The organism is Kitasatospora sp. NPDC059327 (assembly GCF_042752535.1).
Lineage (GTDB): Bacteria > Actinomycetota > Actinomycetes > Streptomycetales > Streptomycetaceae > Kitasatospora.
This window is the reverse complement of record NZ_JBHYYB010000044.1, coordinates 6,234-26,110: the sequence shown is the minus strand read 5'-3', so window position 1 is coordinate 26,110 and position 19,877 is coordinate 6,234. Positions and strand designations below refer to the sequence as shown.

Genomic DNA, 19,877 nt, shown 5'->3' with positions numbered 1-19,877 from the left:
CGGTCCCGTGCGCCCGGCACGGCACCGACCGGCGGCACCCGCCGGGCCTACCGGCCGTCGACCGTGACCGCGGCCTCGTAGGCGAGCAAGGTGTTCACGAACATCCGCCGCTCCTCCGGGCTCAGCGGCGTCAGCGCCGTGCGCCACGCGGCCGCCCCCGGGGCGAGCCAGCCCGCGATCGCGGGCCGCTGCTCCGGGACGACGGTGACGATCCGCCGGCGCCGGTCCGCCTCGTCCTCGCGCCGTTCCAGGATTCCCTGCCGGCTCAGCTCGCCGACCATCAGGCTCACCGTGGTGGGCGCGACCTCCAGCCGGCCGGCCAGCTCGTTGACGGTCATCGCGCCGTCGAAGAGCAGGTAGGAGAGCAGGGACAGGTGCCGGGGCGCGAGGGCGAAGGACCGCAGCGCCTCGGGGGGCGGAATCCGCTTCGCCCGGCCCACCAGCCGCGGCATCAGCAGCAGCAAGGCCCGGACCGCGTCGTCGACCGCCTCACCGTCATCGCCCGTGCCCTCCTTCGGCGTTGACATCACGCACCCCTATCCGGATACCTTTGTCATCAAAGATGATTGACCGGCAAAGCCACTACGCACCCGCGGTCCGAACCGACCCGAACGGAGCTCCGCCATGCCGCACTTCAGCCTGCACATCCGCGAGGAAACCCTCGACGGAACCATCGAACCCCAGCTCATCGGCGCCCTCACCGACGCCGTCGCCGCCGTCTTCGGCGACGGCGCCCGGCCGCTGGTCGGGGTGGAGCTCATCGGCGTTCCGCAGAACCGCCGGGGCAGCGGCGGCGTCCCCACCGACCGACCCGACCCGCGGGTCACCCTCAGCATGCGGGAGGCCGCCCTCCGGCTGGACCACGTCCCGGACGCGACCGCCCGGCTGATCGCCGCCACCTACGACGCCCTCGCCGGCGTCCTCGGCGAGGAGATCCGCCCGCGGACCGTCGTCACCGTCGTCGGCGTCCCGCAGGGCAGCTCCGGCGCGGGCGGGGAACTCGTCTGAACGGCGGGGCACGGTGGCCGGGCCCCGCCCGACCACCGCGCCCCGCACCACCGGGCCCGCGCCCGCGCCCGCGCGCGCCGCTACGCCACGAAGGCGAGCGGCATCACGCGCCCGCCGTCGGTCAGCAGCATCGCCACCGCGCTCACCGCGCCGGTGGCGAGGTCGACCTTCAGGACCAGCACCCGCTGCCCCTGGTTCTCCGAGCCGTGCTGGACCGTGGTGTACGCCGCCCGGCCGGCGCGGTCCACCACGAACGCCTCCTCCTGGACGGCGGCCCCCCAGAACTGCTCGGGGATCGTGGCGAGCGGCTTGAGCGCGACGCGCGGGTGGGCCGGGTCGGCGGTGTCCACGGTGGCGAGCGCGAGTTCCCGCCCCGCGGCGCTGAGGACCTGACGGTCACCCACCAGCGCCTTGGGGCTGAGCGCCCCACCGCTCACCTCGGCGACCGGGTTGGCGGCGAGGGTGGCCACCGGGCCGACCCGGACCGTCCCCCCTTCGTCCGCCGCGACGGTCAGCGAGCCGTCGCCGTTGGCCACCGCCCGCTTCGCCGTCTGCGCGGACACCACCCGGCCGCCGAGGAAGGCGAGCGCCTCGGGGGGCCGGACGCCGATCCCCTCCACCGTGTGCTCCCCGGTGCCGTCCGGCCGGACGGCCCGCAGGCGCCCGTCGACCGCCGGGCCGCTCGACTCGGTCCAGTGCACGACCTCACCGGTCACCGGGTCGACCACCGGGGCGCTCTGGCGGGTGCCCGCGCCGGTGGCCGGCAGGCCGGAGATGTCCTTGAGGTCGGTCGGGCCGCCCTGACCGAGCACCGAGACGCGCGGCTCGCCGGGGTTCGCCGCGTCCTGGAAGCCGTACTGGGCGGTGCCGACCATGCCGGCGAAGCCGGCGGTGAACCCGGCCGGGCTCGCACAGCCGCGGACGTTGGTCGGCGGCTTGGCCAGCCCGTTGGAGACCGCGAAGCCGCGCACCTTCGCCGCCGCGCCGTCCGCGCCGACGGCGACCAGGACGCAGCGCTCCTCCGGCGTCCCCGCGCGGGTGCTCACCGAGAGCACCAGCCCCTTGGCCTCGGTCGCGGCGGGCAGCGCGTCGAGCAGGACCTTCTCCGGGAACCGCACCGCGGCCGTCGGCCCGCCGCCGGTCCCCGTCGCCGTGGCCGTGGCCGTCGAGGTGGCCTCCCCCGTTCCCCCGCCACCGCTCTGGCACGCCGTCAACGCCATCAGCGGCACGGCGGCCGCCGCCAGGACAGCACTGCGCAAGGGCCTCATGCCCCCCACCTCCACCCGTTCGGTTTCGGGCCCAGGGTAACCGGGCCCGAAACCGGCGCACGCGGCGGCGGCCGCGTTCGGCCCAGCGGGTGATCGGGGGACGGAGGCCGCCGCGACGCGCTCGGTGCCGGTGCCGTCGCCCTCGGCGGCCTCGTGCCCCTCGGCCACGGTGACGGCGGTGGCGGCGGTGGCGGCGGTGGCGGGCCCGGACGGCGGTGAAGCCGGCGGAGGACGGATCCACACCCCCCGGGCGCCCACCGCGGTGACGCCGGCCCCGAGACGCCCACGCATCGCCGCGGAACCGGCACGCGGACGCCCTCCGGGCAGACCGCCACCCCAACCCGGGCAGACCGCCACCCCAACCCGGGGAACCGAACCGCAGCGGGCCCCCGGACCGGCACCCCGCCAACGACCGCACCCCGCCGACGGCGGCGACGGGCGATGACCTACCGTGGGCCCCGAACAGGGGGTCACCATGACGACCGGCCAGCTACCGGACTCCACCGCACCGGCGGGGAATTCCGTCCTGCTCGACCACGCCCGCCCGTTCCCCGAGCGGGTCGCCGCGGCGGCCCGGGCCTGGGACGAGGCCGGCCGCGACCCGGGCGGCCTGGTGGACGGCCGGGCCTTCTTTGCCCTCCGCTGCTGGCAGTTGGCGGCCGCGGCCCGGGGAGAGCGGCCGGGCGAACCGACGACGGCCTTCCTCGACCAGGCCTACGCCGCTCTCGGCGGCCACTCCGGCTGGGACCTGACGCTGCGACAGCGGGCCCTCTGCGCCTGCCACGGCGACACCTGGCGGCTGGAGAACATCGAGGTCTGCCTCGGGTGCCTGCGCTACCTCTGCTACCAGCTCGACGGCCCGTGCTGCGAGGGCGCCGAGATCGTCGGGTAGGACCGGTCCGATCGGCCCCGGCGCACCCGGCCGGACCCGGCCCACAGGCCGCCGGGCCGTCACCCGTCGAGCAGCCGCGCCAGCAGCGCCGCCGGCCCCTCGGGCAGGCTGCCGTGCACCAGCTCCGTCCGGTGGACCAGTCGCGGCTCACCGACGGGCACCGCCACGACGCCGGCCGTACCCGCCACCGCCGCCTCCGGGAGAACGACCAGGCCGTGCCCGGCGGCGACCAGGGCGAGCAGCCCGCGCACGTCGGTGCCCAGGTACCGGGCGACCGGCCGGAAGCCGTCGACGGCGGTGGCGGCGCGCAGCCGGGCGGCGCCGGGGGCGATGTCGGGGGCGTCCAGCCAGCGGGCGGCGGAGAGGTCGGCCAGCGCCAGACCCCGGTGACCGGCCAGCGGGTGCCCGGCGGGCAGCGCGACGGCGAGCGGCCGCTCGGCGACGGCGACGGTGCTGAGCGGGCCGACGTCCGGCAGCGGCAGCGGATCGCTGGGCGCGGCGAGGCCGTCGATCAGGGCGAGGTCCACCTCGCCGGTGGCGACCAGGGCCGGCAGCGCCTCCTGGGCGAGCACCCGGACGGCGAGGTCCACCCGCGGGTACTCCCGGCGCACCTCGGCGAGCGCACGCCCGAGGGCCGCGTCGACCGCCAGCGGGGTGGTGCCCAGCAGCAGCCGGGCGGCCGGGGCGCCGGCCAGGCGCGCGACGTCGGCCCGCGCCGCGTCGAGCCGCAACAGCAGCGGACCGGCGTGCTCCAGCAGCCGCGCGCCCGCCTCGGTCGGGCCGACCGGACGGCGGAGCAGCAGGCTGGCGCCGAGGTCCGCCTCCAGGGCCGCGATCTGCTGGGAGACGGCGGACTGGGTGTAGCCGAGTTCCCCGGCCGCCGCGGAGAAGGAGCTCAGCCGGGCCACGGTGACGAAGGTGCGCAGCTGGTGCGGATCCACGGCTATCAGTACCTCTGATCGAAGGGTCAGAAATCATCGTTGGCGCTGATGCCCAACGGAGGGTCAGGATAGCCGCATGACCTACCGGACCCCCCGCGTCGCCCTGGTCGGCGACCGCTCCCCCGCCGTCCGCTCGCACGCCCGCGTCCCCGGGCTGCTCGACGCCCTCGCCACCCGTGACCAGCTCGTCCTGGACGCCTACTGGATCCCCACCGAGGACGCCGGGGCGCCCGGCGCCCTCGACGGCTTCGACGCGATCTGGCTGCTCCCGGGCAGCCCCTACCGCAGCGAGGCGGGCGCGCTGGCCGCCGTCCGGACGGCCCGCGAGCGCGGCATCCCGTTCCTCGGCACCTGCGCCGGCTTCCAGCACGCCGTCCTGGAGTACGCGCGCGACGTCTGCGGGATCGGCGCGGCCGCGCACGGCGAGAGCCACCCGGACGAGGAGGAGCTGGTGATCGTGCCGCTCAGCTGTTCGCTGGTCGGGCACGAGGGCGCGGTACGGATCGCCCCCGGCACGCTGGCCGAGCGGATCCTCGGCACGACCCGCACGCTGGAGCGGTACCACTGCGCCTACGGGCTGAACGCCGCCTACCTGGAGCGGCTGCGCGAGCACGGACTGCGGTTCAGCGGCGTGGACGACGACGGCGACCTGCGGATGCTCGAACTCCCCGGGCACCCCTTCTTCCTGGCCTCGCTGTTCCAGCCGGAGCTGGCCGGCGACGGCACCCGCGCCCACCCGATCCTGCGCGCCCTCGCCGCCGCCGCGGTCGACCACGCGAACACCACCACCCCCGAAGGAGCGGCCGCGTGAGCACCGAGATCGCCGGGGTGCGGATCCCCGACAGCGCACTCGCCACCGAGGCCACCGAACTGGTCCGGGACGTCTCCTCCGAGCTGCTCTACCACCACTCGCGCCGGGTCCACCTCTTCGGCGCCCTCCAGGGGCAGCGCCGCGGCCTCGCCTTCGACGCCGAACTGCTCTACCTGGCCGCGCTGTTCCACGACCTCGGCCTGGCCCCCGAACACCGCGGGTCCGGCCGGCGGTTCGAGATCGACGGCGCCGAGGCGGCCGCCGCCTTCCTGCGCGCCCACCAGGTGCCGCAGCGGCGGATCCGGCTGGTCTGGGAGGCGATCGCGCTGCACACCACGCCCGGCATCCCGGAGTACCTGGAGCCGGAGATCGCCCTCACGACGGCGGGCGTCGAGTTGGACGTGCTCGGCATCGGCTACCACGACCTCCCCGCCGGGGCCCGGGACGCGGTGGTCGCCGCCCACCCCCGGCCGGACTTCAAGCGCGGCATCCTGCGCGCCTTCCACGAGGGCGTCGCCCCCAGGCCGGCCACCACCTTCGGCAACGTCAAGGCGGACGTACTGGCGCGGTTCGACCCGGAGTTCGAGCGGACCGACTTCGTCGAGGTGATCGAGGGCTCCGCCTGGCCGGAGTGAGCCTCCCCGGGGCACCCCGCCCCGGAGCGCCCGCTACATCGGGAGGGAACGCAGCCGCACCGGACCGTCGGGCCGGCCGGTGCCCTCGCGCAGGGGTATCCACATCGTGCGCAGCGGCATGACCACGACCCGCCCCCCGGGCTGCTCCACGTGGACGGTTCCCGGCACCTCCCGGAAGCCGAGCCGCCGGTAGAGCGCGACCAGCGGCGGCCGGCAGAACAGCAGCGCGTGGCGCGGGCCGAGCGCCCGCGCGTGGTCCAGGGCCGCGCCGACCACCGCGCGGGCCAGGCCGCACCCCCGGGCGGCGGGGGCCACGGCCACCCCGCCGACACCCGCCACCACCAGGTCGACGCCGCCCACCGTGAACGGCAGCCGTCGCAGGCCGGTGTGGGCGAGCAGCCGGCCGTCCTCGCCGCGGACCCCGAAGTGGATCTCCTTGGGGAGGAAGGCCAGCCCGGTGTCCGCGACCCCGTACGGATCTGGGTCGTCGCCGAGGATCTCGGCCTGCTCGGCCGGGCCGTAGTCGGCGAGGCGGACGACGTCGGGAGTCATGTGATCAGTCATTGCTCCATGATCGCCGCCGGCCGGGCGGTCCGGCCCGATCAGATCTGACGGGACTTCAGCTCGTCCCAGACCTCGTCCACCCGGGGGGAGAGCGCCTCCAGCGGACCGCTGTTGTCGATCACCAGGTCCGCGACGGCCAGCCGGTCGGCCCGGTCGGCCTGCGCGGCCATCCGGGCCCGGGCCTCCTGCTCGGTCATCCCGCGCGACCGGACCAGCCGGTCGATCCGCACCGCGTCCTCGGCGTCGACCACCAGCACCAGGTCGTACAGCGGGGCGAGCCCGTTCTCCACCAGCAGCGGGACGTCGTGCACCACCACCGCGTCCGGTGCCGCGGCCGCCTCCAGTTCGGCGGAGCGGGCCCGGACCAGCGGGTGGACGATCGCGTTCAACGCCCGGAGCCGCTCGGGGTCGGCGAAGACGACGGCGCCGAGCGCGGGCCGGTCCAACGACCCGTCCGGCCGCAGCACACCCGCGCCGAACTCGGCCTCCACGGCCGCGAGGCCGTCCGTCCCGGGGGCGACCACCTCGCGGGCGATCACGTCCGAGTCCACGATCACGGCGCCGTGCGCGGCGAGCAGCCGCGACACCTCGCTCTTGCCCGCGCCGATGCCACCCGTCAGTCCGATCTTCAGCATGGCGCCAGGCTACCGGCGCACCCCGCGCCGGTCAGCCCCGCCCGAGCCCGACGCCATCACGGCCCGCCCGCCCGCGCCCGACGCCATCACGGCCCGCCCACCCCGGGCTCAGCCCAGGTCGAGGCTCTCGCCCTCCCCGAGCGTGCACAGCTCGGCACCGGTCCCCGGGCCGGCGGGGCCGACCAGTCGGGTGTGCACCGCCAGACCCGCCGGGCTGAGCACCGCGTCGTGGATCGGCAGCGCCCGGCGCGGACCGGCTTCCCGGACGTAGTCGACCAGCTCGGACACCTTGGTCCACGGACCGGCGATCGGCAGCAGCAGCGTCTCCACCACGTGCGGCGGCACGGTCAGCGCGTCACCGGGGTGGAAGAGCCGGCCGTCGAAGAGGAAGCCGATGTTCGGCACCAGCGGGATGTCGGGGTGGATCACCGCGTGCCACTCGCCGTGCACGGAGACGCCGATCCCGCCGACCTCGAAGGCGTCGCCCTCACCGACCACCGCCACCCGCTGCGCGAGACCGTCCAGCTGGGCGGCGACCGCGCCGTTGGTCCAGACCCGCAGTGCCGGATCCGCCGCCAGCGCGGCCCGCAGCCGGGCCTCCTCGAAGTGGTCGACGTGCTCGTGGGTGATCAGCACCGCGTCCGCGCCGGCGAGGGCGGCGGGGTCGGTGAACATTCCGGGGTCGATGACGAGAGTGGTGTCGCCGTGCTCCAGGCGCACGCAGGCATGTCCGAACTTCGTGATCCTCATACCCAGTAAATGTACAGCAAGACTGCGCAGTCTCGCTGTACATAGTGCCGGTAGGCTTCTCCCATGAACAGCCCGTCCCCCGAAGCCCTCGAACTCGCCGCCGACCTGCGCGCCGCCGTCGGCGACCTGGTCCGCGCCCTGCGCGACACCGACACCCTGCCGCAGAACCAGGCCGCCGTCCTCGGCCTGCTCGTCCGCGACGGCCGCGCCCGCACCGTCAGCGAGCTCGCCGCCCACCAGCGCGTCCGGCACCAGTCGATGGCCCGAACCGTCGCCCTGCTCACCGAGACCGGCCTGGTCACCCAGGAGCCGCACGCCACCGACGGCCGCAAGCTCCTCGTCACCCCCACCGACGCGGGCCGCGCCGCCCTGTACGAGCAGCGCGCCCGCCGCGAGACGGTGATCGCCACCGCCGTCGAGACCCGTCTCGCCCCGCAGGAGCGGGAGACCCTGCGCACCGCCGTCGAACTGCTGCGCCGACTGCGCTGAACGGGCGGGCAACCGGGCAACTCCACGCGATCATGCCCGTTCTGACGCCCTGCTAGGGTCGCGAGGCGTGACGGACAGGGCGGGGAAGCACTACGAGTCGATGCGCGCGCACTTCCTGCGCGCCGCCGAACAGCGCGGATTCACACTCGACCCGGCGCAGGAACCACCGGTCGAACGGCTCAGCCGGCTCGCGGGCGAACTGGCCCACCCCGCCTGGCGGCTGCGGCGGCCGCCGCGCCACCTCTACCTCTGGGGTCCGGTCGGCCGCGGCAAGAGCTGGCTGGTGGACACCTTCCTCGACGGCCTGCCCACCCCGCGCAAGCGACGGCTGCACTTCCACGACTTCTTCCGCCGGCTGCACGAGGGCGTCGCCCAGCAGTCGCACGCCCCCCACGAGGGCTCGGCGGTCGACCGCGCCGTCGACGAGCTGCTCGGCGACTGCCGGCTCCTCGTCTTCGACGAGTTCCACGCCCATGACGCGGGCGACGCCATGCTGGTCGCCCGCCTCTTCGGCACCCTGCTGGAGCGCCGGATCACCCTGGTCACCACGTCCAACTACCCGCCGACCGGGCTGATGCCCGACCCGCTCCACCACCACCTCTTCGAGCCGACGATCCGGCTGATCGAGGAGCGGATGGACGTCCTGGACGTCTCCGGGGCGGTGGACTTCCGACGGCGGCCGCGACCGGACGACGCGCACCGGCGCTTCACCCTGGGCGCCCGGCTGGCCACCGGGACGGAGGAGGCCGCGGGCCTCACCCCGCCGCGCCCCGAGGAGGCCGGTCCGGTACGGGCGCACCACCGCGTGCTGCCGGCCCGGGCGGTCCGTGACGACCTGGTCTGGTTCGGCTTCGACGAGCTGTGCGAGGGCCGCACCGCCGTGTCCGACTACCTCGTGCTCGCCGAGCGCTTCCCCACCCTCGTCCTGGACGGGGTGCCGCCGCTGGCCGACGTGTCCCCCGACGCCCGTCGGCGCTTCGCCGATCTGGTCGACGTCTGCTGCGACCGGGACACCCGCCTGGTGCTGATCGGCGCCGACCCGCTGGCCGGACTGTCCGACGACTCGGGCCTGCTGCTCGACCTGGACCGCACCGCGAGCCGCCTCGCCCTGCTCCGCCGGCCCGGCTGAGCCGGGACGCGGCGGGAGCCGGACCCGGCCGGTCTTCCGGCCGGCCCCTCAGCCGCGCGCGTCCGCGCCCGCCAGGTCGTGGACCGGGGCCCGCGGCACCGGCAGCACGGCCGGCTCGATGGCCGGCAGTTCGACGTGCTCGCTCAGGCCGAACCGCCGGTGCAGCCGCCGCAGCGGGGCCGGGGCCCACCAGTTGAACTCACCGAAGAGGCTCATCGCGGCGGGGACGAGCAGGCACCGGACCACCGTGGCGTCCACCGCCACGGCGACGGCCAGCGCGATGCCCATCTGCTTGACCATCAACATGTCCCCGAGCGCGAACCCGGCGAAGACGATCACCATCAGCAGGGCCGCCGATGTGATGATCTTCCCGCTGCGCTGGACGCCCAGTTCGACGGCCCGGGTACAGCTGTGTCCCTTGTCCCGCAGCTCCTTGATCCGGGCGAGCAGGAACACCTCGTAGTCCATCGACAGCCCGAACGCGAAGGCGAAGACCAGCACCGGGATGAACGTCTCCAGCCCGCCGGTGGGGCTGAAGCCGAGCAGACCGCTGAACCAGCCGTCCTGGAAGACCAGGGTCAGGGCGCCCAGCGAGGCACCCAGCGAGAGCAGGTTCATCAGCAGGGCCTTGACCGGCATCACCACCGAGCCGGTCATCAGGAACAGCAGCAGCAGCGTGCCGAGCGCCACCAGGCCCAACGCGATCGGCCCCCGGGTGAGCAGCTCGTGCTGGAAGTCGACCACCGAGGCGGCGCCGCCGGTCACGTAGGTGGTGAGCCCGGACCGGTCGGCCCGCAGCTCCTTCACCACCTGCTTGGCCTCGCCCCCCTGCGGATCGCCGTGCACCAGCACGTCGATGGTGGAGAGCTTGTCGCCGACCGGGGTCACCGCCCGGACGCCGTCGACCCCGGGCAGCTTGGCGACCACCTCGTCCGCGTACGCCTGGGCCACCGGTGCGCCGCCCGCGACGACCACGGTGATCGGCGCCTGCGAGACCTGCGGGAAGCGCTGGTCGATGGTCTCGGCGACCTGCCGGCCGGCCGAGGAGGCGGGCAGCACGGCAGCGCCGGAGGTGCGCATGTCGGCGTGCAGGAACGGTGCCCCGGCCGCCATCAGCAGCGCGGTACAGGCGAGCGCGACCGGCACGGCGCGCTTGCGCACCCGACGGACGGTGCGACTGAAGAAGCCCTCGTCGGGGACGGGCGCGTCGGGGGCCTTGATCCGGCTCCCGGCGAAGCCGAGCAGCGCGGGGATCAGGGTGAGCGCGGCGGCGACGGCGATCACCACCACGCTCACCCCGGCGGCGGCGACCGCGCCGAGCACCGGGCTGGTGAAGACGAAGAGGCCGGAGAGCGCCACGGCGACGGTCAGCCCGGAGAAGGCGACGGTCCGGCCGGCGGTGGCGGCGGTCCGTTCCACGGCGGCGGCGATGCCCGCGCCGTGGCCGCGTTCCTCGCGGAAACGATTCACCATGAGCAGCGCGTAGTCGATCGAGAGGCCCAGCCCCAGCACCGTGGCGATCGGCAGCACGCTGGTGTCGATGTCCATGATCCTGCTGAACCCGAACATGGCCAGCAGCGCACCGCCCACCGAGGCGACCGCGCCGATCACCGGCAGGCTGGCGGCGGCCAGTCCGCCGAAGACCAGCACCATGACGATCAGGGTGACCGGCAGGGTGACGATCTCGCCGAACCTGGTGTCCTTCTCGGTCTGCTTCTTGACCTCCTGCTCCAGCACGAGGTCACCGCCGACCGTGACGTGGGCCCCGTCCGCCTGGATCCCGGCCAGCCGCTGGGTGACGGCATCGGTCTGCGCGGCGGTGCTGCCGTCGGCCATCCGGACCGAGACCAGGCCGGCACCGCCGTCGGCCGAACGCAGCGCGGCACCGGCCGGGCCGGGGCCGTAGGCGTCGCTGACCGAGGAGACCCCGGGCAGCGCGGCGATCTCGGCGGTGGCCCGGGTCACGGCGTCCCGGACGCCCCGGTCGTCGACGGGCCTGCCGTCCACGACCGCGGTCACGGTGCCCCGGGCCGGATCGGCCGCGGCGACCACCGCGCCGCCGCGGTCGGCCTCGGAACCGGCCGACGAGGCACCCGCCACGGACCCCTCGAACACCCGGCCGCCGATCAGGACCCCGACCACCAGGACGACGGCCCAGAAGCCGAGCACCCAGCGCCGGTGCCGGAAGCAGAAACGGCCGAGGGCGGCAAGGCGTCCGTCGACCTGCCGGCCGGCGGAGGTGCGGGTGGGGGGTGTCACTGCGGTGCTACGGCGCATGTGCAGGGGTGCCTAGCGTGCGGGGCCGGGTGAGCGACCCATCGGGCAACTGATCCCAAGGTAGGCCCCGGGTCCTGAAACACCCATAGGCACCCGATGAGCCCCTTATCACATAAATCCCACAGATAAGGAACAAATAAGTGAATGCCCCAAACAATGAGCCCCACCCGGAATTCCGGGTGGGGCTCATCGATCAAGCGGCTATGCGCGGGGCACTAGCGAGGGGCGAGAGCTCAGCTCTGGCCGCCCGCCAGCTTCTCGCGCAGGGCAGCCAGAGCCTCGTCCGAAGCGAGAGCGCCGGAGCCCTCGTCGCTGCTGGAGGAGTACGAGCCACCGGCGGCGGCGGCGACAGCGTCGCCACCCTCGGCAGCGGCCTCGGCGTCGGCCTCGCGGCTCTTGATGACCTGGGCCTGGTGCTGCTCGAAGCGGGACTGCGCCTCGGCGTACTGGCGCTCCCACTCCTCACGCTGCTTCTCGAAGCCGGGCAGCCAGTCGTTCGCCTCGGGGTCGAAGCCCTCCGGGTAGATGTAGTTGCCCTGGTCGTCGTACGAAGCGGCCATGCCGTACAGGGTCGGGTCGAACTCGACCTCCGCCGGGTTGGCACCGAGGGCCTCGTTGGCCTGCTTCAGCGAGAGGCTGATGCGACGACGCTCCAGGTCGATGTCGATGACCTTGACGAAGATCTCGTCGCCGACCTGGACGACCTGCTCCGGGATCTCGACGTGGCGCTCGGCCAGCTCGGAGATGTGGACCAGACCCTCGATGCCCTCGTCCACGCGGACGAACGCACCGAACGGAACCAGCTTGGTGACCTTACCCGGAACGACCTGGCCGATCTGGTGGGTACGGGCGAACTGCTGCCACGGGTCCTCCTGGGTCGCCTTCAGCGACAGGGAGACGCGCTCGCGGTCCATGTCAACGTCGAGAACCTCGACGGTGACCTCCTGGCCGACCTCGACAACCTCGGACGGGTGGTCGATGTGCTTCCAGGACAGCTCGGAGACGTGAACCAGACCGTCGACGCCGCCGAGGTCCACGAACGCACCGAAGTTGACGATCGAGGAGACGACGCCGGAGCGGACCTGACCCTTCTGCAGGGTGGTGAGGAAGGTCTGGCGGACCTCGCTCTGGGTCTGCTCCAGCCAGGCACGGCGGGACAGGACCACGTTGTTGCGGTTCTTGTCCAGCTCGATGATCTTGGCCTCGAGCTCCTTGCCCACGTAGGGCTGGAGGTCACGGACGCGACGCATCTCGACGAGCGAGGCCGGCAGGAAGCCACGGAGGCCGATGTCGAGGATGAGACCACCCTTGACGACCTCGATGACGGTACCGGTGACGATGCCGTCCTCTTCCTTGATCTTCTCGATCGTGCCCCAGGCACGCTCGTACTGAGCGCGCTTCTTGGACAGGATGAGACGACCCTCCTTGTCCTCCTTCTGGAGAACCAGGGCCTCGATGTTGTCCCCGACGGAGACGACCTCGTGCGGGTCGACGTCGTGCTTGATCGAGAGCTCACGGGACGGGATGACGCCCTCGGTCTTGTAACCGATGTCGAGGAGCACCTCGTCACGGTCGACCTTCACGATGACGCCCTCGACGATGTCGCCATCGTTGAAGTACTTGATGGTCTCGTCGATCGCGGCGAGGAACGCCTCAGCGTCGCCGATGTCGTTGACCGCGACCTGCGGGGTGGTGCTGAGGGAGGAGTCGGTGGGGCTCGTCATTAGGAAAAGGGCTCCGGTACGGACATGAAGTCGTAGGTAATGCCACGCGGAGGGCCCGTATCGCTCCCACCGAAAGCCGGACAGCCAAGAAAACGGCGCACCGATGCTTCCCGTACAACGAGAAATCGGCGTCCGTCTCGCGACCGTGGGGTCTTCGACAGATGCGAGCGCGACCTGCTCCGTCCGAGGCGCGCAGGCCCGCAGCGCAACTTGTAGCATACGGGGACGGCCAGGCACGGTCAACGCCAAGGGCGCCAAGACGGTGGAGGCCGGTATGGATCAGGCCATATCCTCCGATTGCGCACCTCACGGTGGCGGCCGCAGGAAGCCTTTCCCCGGATGCCACCGCCTGGATCCGAGCCCTGACGGGCCGGGTCGCGGCAGCGGCGCTTCCGCAGACCACACCCTACGCGATGGGCTCTATCACCGTGGCCACCACCCCCCCGTCCGACCTGCATGATCTTGACGACGACGGCGACGACGCGCTAAGGCGCGAGGCCGAGTCCGGCGAGAGCAGCCGGGCCAGCCGGCACTGGTGGGACCGCAACGCGGACGAATACCAGGACGAGCACGGCGAGTTCCTCGGCGACGACCGCTTCACCTGGTGCCCGGAGGGCCTGGACGAGGCGGACGTCCGCCTGCTCGGGGAGGTCGCCGGCCGCCGCGTCCTGGAGATCGGCGCCGGCGCCGCCCAGTGCTCGCGCTGGCTGGCCGCCCGGGGCGCCCGGCCGGTCGCCCTGGACATCTCGCACCGCCAGCTCCAGCACTCCCGCCGGATCGACCTGGTCCGCGGCGGCGCGCCCGTCCCGGTGGTCCAGGCCGACGCGGCGGTGCTGCCCTTCGCCGACGGCTCCTTCGACCTGGCCTGCTCGGCGTACGGCGCCGTGCCGTTCAGCGCCGACACCGCCGCGCTGATGCGCGAGGTGCGCCGGGTGCTGCGCCCGGGCGGGCGCTGGGTGTTCTCGGTGACCCACCCGATCCGCTGGGCGTTCCCGGACGAGCCGGGTGTCGAGGGGCTGACCGCCACCGCCTCGTACTTCGACCGCACCCCGTACGTCGAGCAGGACGCCCAGGGCCGGGCCACCTACGTCGAGCACCACCGCACCGTCGGGGACCGGGTGCGCGAGCTGGTCGGCGCCGGGTTCCGGCTGCTGGACGTGGTGGAGCCGGAGTGGCCGGCCGGGCTCGAACAGGAGTGGGGCGGCTGGTCGCCGCTGCGCGGGCGGTTGATCCCGGGCACCGCGGTCTTCGTCTCCGAACGGGACTGAGCCGGGCCCCGACGGGCCCCGCCCGGGCGGGGCGGCTGCCGGCCGGTGCGATCGGGGAGACTGTGCGGGTGAACCCCGCCTGGCGCGAACTGCCCGTCCGTACCGCCCTGCCGGCCCTGCGCCACGCGCTCGACGAGCGCGGGGTGGCGGTGCTGGCCGCCCCGCCCGGCACCGGCAAGACCACGCTGGTGCCCCTGGCGCTGGCCGGGCTGCTCGACGGGGACGCCGACGGCCCGGTCCGCCGGGTCCTGGTCGCCGAGCCGCGCCGGCTCGCGGTGCGGGCGGCGGCCCGGCGGATGGCCTGGCTGCTCGACTCGCGGTGGGGGTTGGGGGCACCCCCGGCCGAAGGCTGGGGGAAGATCGGCCACACCGTGCGCGGCGAGCGCCGGGTCGGACCGGGGACGGTGGTCGAGGTGGTGACCACCGGGGTGCTGCTCCAGCGCCTCCAGCGCGACCAGGAGCTGCCCGGGGTGGACGTGGTGGTGCTGGACGAGTGCCACGAGCGGCACCTGGACGCCGACACCGCGCTCGCCTTCCTGCTGGACGTCCGGGCGGCGCTGCGGCCCGACCTGCGGATCCTCTGCGCCTCGGCGACCTCCGACACCGAGGCCTGGGCCCGCCTCCTCGGCGACGCGCAGGGTCCGGCGCCGGTGGTCGAGGCCCACGGCGTCTCGCACCCGGTCGAGGTGGTGTGGGCGCCACCGCCGCGCGCCGTCCGCCCCGCGCACGGCACCCGGGTCGACCCCGCCCTGCTCGACCACGTCGCCACCACCGTCCGCCGGGCGCTCGCCGAACGGGACGGCGACGTGCTCTGCTTCCTCCCCGGCACCGGCGAGATCGCCCGGGTCGCCGGGCAGTTGGGCGGCGTCCCGGCCGAGGTGCTTCAGCTGCACGGCCGCGCGCCGCAGGCCGTCCAGGACGCGGCGCTCACCCCGTCCTCCGCGCGGCGGGTGGTCCTCGCCACCGCCGTCGCCGAATCCTCCCTCACCGTGCCCGGCGTACGGGTCGTGGTGGACGCCGGACTCGCCCGCGAACCGCGCACCGACCACGCCCGCGGCCTCGCCGCCCTGGTCACCGTACGGGCCTCGCTCGCCGCCGCCCGCCAGCGCGCCGGCCGCGCGGGCCGCGAGGCGCCCGGCACCGTCTACCGCTGCTGGGCCGAGGCCGAGGACGCCCGCGCCGCCCGCTACCCCACCCCCGAGATCGCGCTCGCCGACCTGACCCCGTTCGCCCTCCAGGCCGCCTGCTGGGGCGACCCCGACGCCACCGGCCTCGCCCTCCCCGACCGGCCGCCGGCGGGCGCGATGGCCGCCGCCCGGGAGACCCTGCTCGCCCTCGGGGCCGTCGACGCCGACGGCCGGGCCACTCCGCGCGGCACCCGCCTCGCCCGCACCGGGCTGCACCCCCGGCTCGGGCGGGCGCTGGTCGACGGCGCCCCCGCCGTGGGCGCCCGCCGGGCCGCCGAGGTGGTCGCGCTGCTGTCGGAGGAGCCGCCGCGCGCGCTGGGGGACGACCTCGGCGCGGTGTGGCGGCTCGTCCGCTCCTCCGGCGACCCCTACGCCGGGCGCTGGCGCGACGAAGTCCGCCGCCTGCGACGCGCCACCTCCGACGAACCCGCCACCGCACTGCCCGACGTCGCGGCCGCCGGACTCGTCGTCGCCCTCGCCTTCCCCGAACGCATCGCCCGCGCCCGGGTCGAGCGGCCCGCCCCGGGCGAGCGCAGCCCCTACCTGATGGCCTCCGGCACGGCCGCCGAACTCGCCCCCGGCACGGCGCTCGGCGCGCTGCCCTGGCTCGCCGTCGCGGCGGCCGACCGACCGGCGGGGGCGCACTCCGCGCGGGTCCTGCACGCGGCGGCGCTCGACGAGGACACCGCACTGCTCGCGGGCGCGTCCCTGCTGAGCGCGCGCGAGGAGGTCCACTGGGACACCCGGCGCGACGAGGTCACCGCCCGCCGGGTGGAGTCCCTCGGCGCCATCGAACTCGCCGAGAAGCCGCTGACCCGTCCCGACCGGGCGCTCGTCCGGGCAGCCGTCCTCGAAGGCCTCACCCGCGAGGGCGTCAGTGCCTTGCTGACCTTCCCGTCCCCGGGCCTGCGCGAACGCCTGGCGTTCCTCCGCGCGGCGATCGGCGACCCCTGGCCGGACGTCAGCGACGAGGCGCTGCTGGACCGTGCCGAGGAGTGGCTGGAACCCGAACTGTCCCGCGCCCGCCGCCGCGCCGACCTGGCGAGGATCAACACGACCGACGCCCTGCAACGCCTGCTGCCCTGGGCGAGCGGCCAGGCCGGCCGGCTGGACGAGTTGGCGCCCGAACGCGTCGCCGTGCCCAGCGGATCGCGGATCCGGGTCGACTACAGCACCGGACGCCCGGTGCTGGCCGTCAAGTTGCAGGAACTCTTCGGCTGGAAGGCCGCCCCGGCCCTGGCCGGCGGCCGCGTCCCGCTCACGGTCCAGCTCCTGTCCCCCGCCGGCCGCCCCGCCGCCATCACCGGTGACCTGGAGGGTTTCTGGCAGAACGGCTACCACGCCGTCAGGGCAGATCTGAGGGGCCGCTACCCCCGCCACCCCTGGCCCGAGGACCCGACCACGGCCGAGCCGACGAAGCGCACCAACGCCAGGAAATAGCAGCCGGGATCAGCGGGAGGAAGCGGCGATACTCTCCGGGTGTTCTACGAAGATCTCAGCACGTACGACTACATGGTCCACGACTCGTTCACGGACAGCGAGTCGAACTTCTACGGGCTCTGGTACCGGCCGGCCTACACCCGCTTGAGCGTCGGCTGGCTGCAAGCCGACAAGCCGTATTCGACCGGGCCGGTCCCCGCCCGCTTCGTGGACAAGCTGAAAGCCGTCCAGGAGGTCCAGTGGATGAACGTCTGCCTCGGCGTTCACGACTGCGACCTGTGCCCTGAGGAAGTGGCACCCGAAGGGAACGGCGAGGTAAGGATCCCGGGGGAGGCCGGCATCGCCTACGCTGCTCCGTTCCTGATCACCCACTACATCACCGTTCACGGCTACCGGCCGCCGCAGGTCTTCGTCGACGCCGTTCTGGCCGTCGATCTCGACGCCTGGGCTGCCGCACGGTGGCCCGACGTCCCGTTCCCGTGGGTCCCCGATGACGCGGAGCGCATGCTGGAGTGAGGCGGGTTCACCCGCATCGGATCGGTTACCGCACCACGGGGATCACCCCGGAACGCCAGTCGGCGAGCCGCCTGCGGATGTTCGGCACCATCGGCAGCCCGTCCGTCTCGGCCGGGCTGAACCAGGCCACCTCGTGGGACTCGTCGGACACCCGCAACTCTCCGCCGAGCGGGCGCCCGAGGAGGCAGATCGAGAACTCCTGCCGGACCTCGCCGTCGTCGTAGGCTAAGACGTGACGGGGGTCGGAGTAGGTGCCGACGATCCCGGTGATCTCGATGTCGATGCCGGTCTCCTCGCGCGTCTCCCGGACACCGCAGCCGGAGATCGACTCACCGATGTCCATCACGCCGCCCGGCAGCGCCCACATCCCGTTGTCGGTACGGCGCTGGAGGAGGACGCGGCCCGCGTCGTCGACCACGACGACCGAAGCGGCCGGGACGAGGGAGTTGGCCGCAGGGGCACTCGGATCGTCCGCGTAGTCACGCCTGGGCACGGTGCAATCACCGCCGTCGTCGGGGTCGGTCAGACGTCACCGAACTCGCCGGAGCGAACAGCCCGCACGAACGACTGCCACGCCTCCGCCGGGAAGGCGAGGACAGAACCCTCAGGATCCTTGGAATCACGGACGGGGACAGTGCCGGGCATACTGCTGGACACCTCGACGCACTGCCCGCCGTTGCTGCTGTAGCTGGACTTGAACCAGTCGAGGGTCATAGTTGCCTCCGTAGCTCGCGGATCATCGCCACCGAGTCCGCCTGTGAAAGGGCATGCGTCTGCAGCTGATAGTAGGCCGTCAACTCGGCCGTGACAGCGCTGGCAGCCCGCTCCAACCGCCCCTGATGCGCGCTCTCGGCATAGGAGATCAACGATCGGTCCGGCAACGTGAGTATCGACACCGGAAGATCGAACGCCCGGTCCTCCCCAAGGTGATACGGGGCGATCTGGAGTCTGACAGTGGGCTCCCCCGCGAACTCGACGAGGCGATCGAGCTGGGCCGCCATCACCGCATCCCCACCCACGGTCCGACGAATACAACTCTCGTCCATGACCACGTGGACCAAGGGCGACGGCTCTCGACGCATGCTGGCCTGGCGATTCATAAGGACGCCCACCCGCTCGTCCGCCTGGCTCTGCGTGATGCTTCTCCTGCGCACGGCACCAGCCGTGATGGCCGTCGCATACTCCCTGGTCTGCAGCAGGCCCGGCACGATGCCGAGTTCGAAGAGCCGAAGCTCAACGGCCCGCTTCTCCTGGATGACGAACTCGGCGAACCCGTCCAGGAGCGCGCTGTACTTCACATCACTAGCTCGGTACTTGAACGTGCCCGCACTCGATGTGCCAAATGCTACGTCAAGTGCTGCAGAGATTCGTTGAGTTGGTTTTCTCCGACCATTTTCGAGGGCCGAGACATGCGACGAGGTGCACCCGACCAGTCGCGCAAGGTGCTCCTGCGTCCATCCGCCCTCCTCGCGCCACGTGCGAAGAAACGCTCCGAACTCGGCTGCCGGAGAGGCCTGCGGGTCAAGCTCCCTCTTGTTCAAGGCTATTGGCCCTACCAATCAAACGGCATGGACAGGTTGAACAGTTCTGAAGTCTAGACGACAGTGGAAGCACTGGGTAGTCGCTCCGCTACGCAAAGGAGCGATGCCATGGTCTTCTGCCAACCCGCCCCCACCGAGGTGCTCCGCCATGCCCGTTTCCCGCCGCCCCCGCACGTTCGCCGCCCGGCTCGACTCCCGCGTCTCCTCCACCCCCACCGCCCGCCATCTCCTCCGGGCCTATCTCGCCGCCCTCCCCAGCGGCGACCGCTACCACGACATCGCCGAACTCCTCCTCGGCGAACTCTTCGCCAACGCCGTCCAGCACAGCGACGCCCCCGCCGACCGGCTCGTCGAGATCCGCATCGGCCTCGTCGGCGACCGCCTGCGCCTCGAAGTCCACGACGCCGGCAGCGGCCGCCCCGCCCTCCACGCCGCCACCACCGACCAGGAGCACGGACGCGGGCTCCTCCTGGTCGACGAGCTCGCCGAGCGCTGGGGCTGCTGCCCCCGCGCCGGTGGCGTCGGCAAGTTCGTCTGGGCGATCGTCGCGCCGTCCTTCTCCTTCGCCGCCGCCTGAACGAAGCCCGCCCCGCGGATTCCGGGCCTCAGCGACGCTGATCGCCAGGAACCCCAACGGGCAGGGGCCCGGCAGCCGACCGGGACACCGACCGGATCGCGCACACGATCGCCGACCGACCCGAACGGGGCCGGGGCACGTCACCGCTCCCGACGCCTCGGCAGCCAGGTCGCGGGGGGGGGGCGGGCGGAGGACGGACAGCCGCCCCCGTGAAGACGGGGAGGA

The 19,877-nt window shown here is 73.6% G+C and carries 21 protein-coding genes and 1 pseudogene; 10 read left to right on the top strand and 12 right to left on the bottom strand.

Features of this window, described 5'->3' with window-relative positions:
* Positions 1-47: 47 nt before the first annotated feature.
* Positions 48-527, bottom strand: coding sequence for a MarR family transcriptional regulator (locus ACFXHB_RS25070; protein WP_380576857.1), 480 nt, complete (start codon positions 525-527; stop codon positions 48-50).
* Positions 528-624: 97 nt separating this feature from the next.
* On the opposite strand from ACFXHB_RS25070, the gene ACFXHB_RS25065 reads away from it, so the two are divergent.
* Positions 625-1,008: a hypothetical protein gene (locus ACFXHB_RS25065; RefSeq protein ID WP_380576856.1), complete on the top strand. Its 384-nt coding sequence runs from the start codon at positions 625-627 to the stop codon at positions 1,006-1,008.
* Positions 1,009-1,088: 80 nt separating this feature from the next.
* On the opposite strand, the gene ACFXHB_RS25060 is transcribed toward ACFXHB_RS25065, so the two are convergent.
* Entirely contained in the window at positions 1,089-2,276 is a 1,188-nt protein-coding gene (locus ACFXHB_RS25060; RefSeq protein WP_380576855.1) for a hypothetical protein, read from the bottom strand.
* Between the two features lie 475 nt (positions 2,277-2,751).
* On the opposite strand from ACFXHB_RS25060, the gene ACFXHB_RS25055 reads away from it, so the two are divergent.
* On the top strand, positions 2,752-3,168 hold the full coding sequence (locus tag ACFXHB_RS25055) for a hypothetical protein (protein ID WP_380576854.1): 417 nt from the start codon (positions 2,752-2,754) through the stop codon (positions 3,166-3,168).
* A gap of 59 nt (positions 3,169-3,227) precedes the next feature.
* Here ACFXHB_RS25055 and ACFXHB_RS25050 read toward each other — a convergent pair whose 3' ends face one another.
* Positions 3,228-4,109 carry a LysR family transcriptional regulator gene (locus ACFXHB_RS25050; RefSeq protein ID WP_380576853.1) on the bottom strand — a complete coding sequence of 294 codons (882 nt, stop codon included), beginning with the start codon at positions 4,107-4,109 and terminating at the stop codon, positions 3,228-3,230.
* A 76-nt stretch (positions 4,110-4,185) separates the two neighbouring features.
* On the opposite strand from ACFXHB_RS25050, the gene ACFXHB_RS25045 reads away from it, so the two are divergent.
* Positions 4,186-4,920: a hypothetical protein gene (locus ACFXHB_RS25045; protein ID WP_380576852.1), complete on the top strand. Its 735-nt coding sequence runs from the start codon at positions 4,186-4,188 to the stop codon at positions 4,918-4,920.
* Positions 4,917-5,555 carry an HD domain-containing protein gene (locus tag ACFXHB_RS25040; protein ID WP_380576851.1) on the top strand — a complete coding sequence of 213 codons (639 nt, stop codon included), beginning with the start codon at positions 4,917-4,919 and terminating at the stop codon, positions 5,553-5,555. The genes ACFXHB_RS25045 and ACFXHB_RS25040 overlap by 4 nt, the downstream gene beginning before the upstream one ends.
* 33 nt (positions 5,556-5,588) lie before the next feature.
* Here ACFXHB_RS25040 and ACFXHB_RS25035 read toward each other — a convergent pair whose 3' ends face one another.
* From ACFXHB_RS25035 to ACFXHB_RS25025, 3 genes are all read right to left on the bottom strand, one after another.
* The gene (locus ACFXHB_RS25035; protein WP_380576850.1) at positions 5,589-6,119 is read right to left on the bottom strand and encodes a GNAT family N-acetyltransferase; all 531 of its coding nucleotides are present in this window, start codon (positions 6,117-6,119) and stop codon (positions 5,589-5,591) included.
* Positions 6,120-6,157: 38 nt separating this feature from the next.
* Positions 6,158-6,754 carry a dephospho-CoA kinase gene (gene coaE / locus ACFXHB_RS25030; protein WP_380576849.1) on the bottom strand — a complete coding sequence of 199 codons (597 nt, stop codon included), beginning with the start codon at positions 6,752-6,754 and terminating at the stop codon, positions 6,158-6,160.
* A 108-nt stretch (positions 6,755-6,862) separates the two neighbouring features.
* Positions 6,863-7,504 (bottom strand): MBL fold metallo-hydrolase, encoded by a 642-nt coding sequence (locus tag ACFXHB_RS25025; RefSeq protein ID WP_380576848.1) that lies wholly within the window; start codon positions 7,502-7,504, stop codon positions 6,863-6,865.
* Between the two features lie 63 nt (positions 7,505-7,567).
* On the opposite strand from ACFXHB_RS25025, the gene ACFXHB_RS25020 reads away from it, so the two are divergent.
* Both ACFXHB_RS25020 and zapE read left to right on the top strand, forming a co-directional pair.
* The gene (locus ACFXHB_RS25020; protein WP_380576847.1) at positions 7,568-7,993 is read left to right on the top strand and encodes a MarR family winged helix-turn-helix transcriptional regulator; all 426 of its coding nucleotides are present in this window, start codon (positions 7,568-7,570) and stop codon (positions 7,991-7,993) included.
* 67 nt (positions 7,994-8,060) lie between these two features.
* Positions 8,061-9,122 (top strand): cell division protein ZapE, encoded by a 1,062-nt coding sequence (gene zapE / locus ACFXHB_RS25015; RefSeq protein ID WP_380576846.1) that lies wholly within the window; start codon positions 8,061-8,063, stop codon positions 9,120-9,122.
* Between the two features lie 48 nt (positions 9,123-9,170).
* Here the strand turns inward: zapE and ACFXHB_RS25010 are convergent, their stop codons facing one another.
* Together ACFXHB_RS25010 and rpsA are read right to left on the bottom strand one after the other, a co-directional pair.
* A complete protein-coding gene (locus ACFXHB_RS25010; RefSeq protein ID WP_380576845.1) occupies positions 9,171-11,399 on the bottom strand; it encodes an MMPL family transporter in 2,229 nt (742 codons plus the stop codon).
* 233 nt (positions 11,400-11,632) lie between these two features.
* On the bottom strand, positions 11,633-13,123 hold the full coding sequence (gene rpsA / locus ACFXHB_RS25005) for a 30S ribosomal protein S1 (protein ID WP_329487183.1): 1,491 nt from the start codon (positions 13,121-13,123) through the stop codon (positions 11,633-11,635).
* A 413-nt stretch (positions 13,124-13,536) separates the two neighbouring features.
* Here rpsA and ACFXHB_RS25000 point away from each other — a divergent pair, with 413 nt between their 5' ends.
* The 3 genes from ACFXHB_RS25000 to ACFXHB_RS24990 all read left to right on the top strand — a co-directional run bounded on the left by ACFXHB_RS25000 (position 13,537) and on the right by ACFXHB_RS24990 (position 17,534).
* Positions 13,537-14,391 (top strand): class I SAM-dependent methyltransferase, encoded by an 855-nt coding sequence (locus ACFXHB_RS25000; protein ID WP_380576844.1) that lies wholly within the window; start codon positions 13,537-13,539, stop codon positions 14,389-14,391.
* 68 nt (positions 14,392-14,459) lie between these two features.
* Positions 14,460-17,018, top strand: a complete 2,559-nt coding sequence (gene hrpB / locus ACFXHB_RS24995) for an ATP-dependent helicase HrpB (RefSeq protein ID WP_380576843.1) — start codon at positions 14,460-14,462, stop codon at positions 17,016-17,018.
* Positions 17,019-17,057: 39 nt separating this feature from the next.
* Positions 17,058-17,534, top strand: a complete 477-nt coding sequence (locus tag ACFXHB_RS24990; protein ID WP_380576842.1) for a hypothetical protein — start codon at positions 17,058-17,060, stop codon at positions 17,532-17,534.
* Positions 17,535-17,559: 25 nt separating this feature from the next.
* Here the strand turns inward: ACFXHB_RS24990 and ACFXHB_RS24985 are convergent, their stop codons facing one another.
* From ACFXHB_RS24985 to ACFXHB_RS24970, 4 genes and pseudogenes are all read right to left on the bottom strand, one after another.
* Positions 17,560-18,027, bottom strand: coding sequence for an NUDIX domain-containing protein (locus ACFXHB_RS24985; protein ID WP_380576841.1), 468 nt, complete (start codon positions 18,025-18,027; stop codon positions 17,560-17,562).
* A gap of 29 nt (positions 18,028-18,056) precedes the next feature.
* On the bottom strand, positions 18,057-18,248 hold the full coding sequence (locus tag ACFXHB_RS24980; protein WP_380576840.1) for a DUF397 domain-containing protein: 192 nt from the start codon (positions 18,246-18,248) through the stop codon (positions 18,057-18,059).
* A complete protein-coding gene (locus ACFXHB_RS24975; RefSeq protein WP_380576895.1) occupies positions 18,245-18,832 on the bottom strand; it encodes a DUF5753 domain-containing protein in 588 nt (195 codons plus the stop codon). Before ACFXHB_RS24975 ends, ACFXHB_RS24980 begins: the two co-directional genes overlap by 4 nt.
* 45 nt (positions 18,833-18,877) lie before the next feature.
* Positions 18,878-19,075 (bottom strand): annotated as a pseudogene (locus tag ACFXHB_RS24970) (helix-turn-helix domain-containing protein); the annotation flags it as partial.
* Positions 19,076-19,223: 148 nt separating this feature from the next.
* On the opposite strand from ACFXHB_RS24970, the gene ACFXHB_RS24965 reads away from it, so the two are divergent.
* A complete protein-coding gene (locus ACFXHB_RS24965) occupies positions 19,224-19,652 on the top strand; it encodes an ATP-binding protein (RefSeq protein WP_380576839.1) in 429 nt (142 codons plus the stop codon).
* The last annotated feature ends 225 nt before the right edge of the window (positions 19,653-19,877 follow it).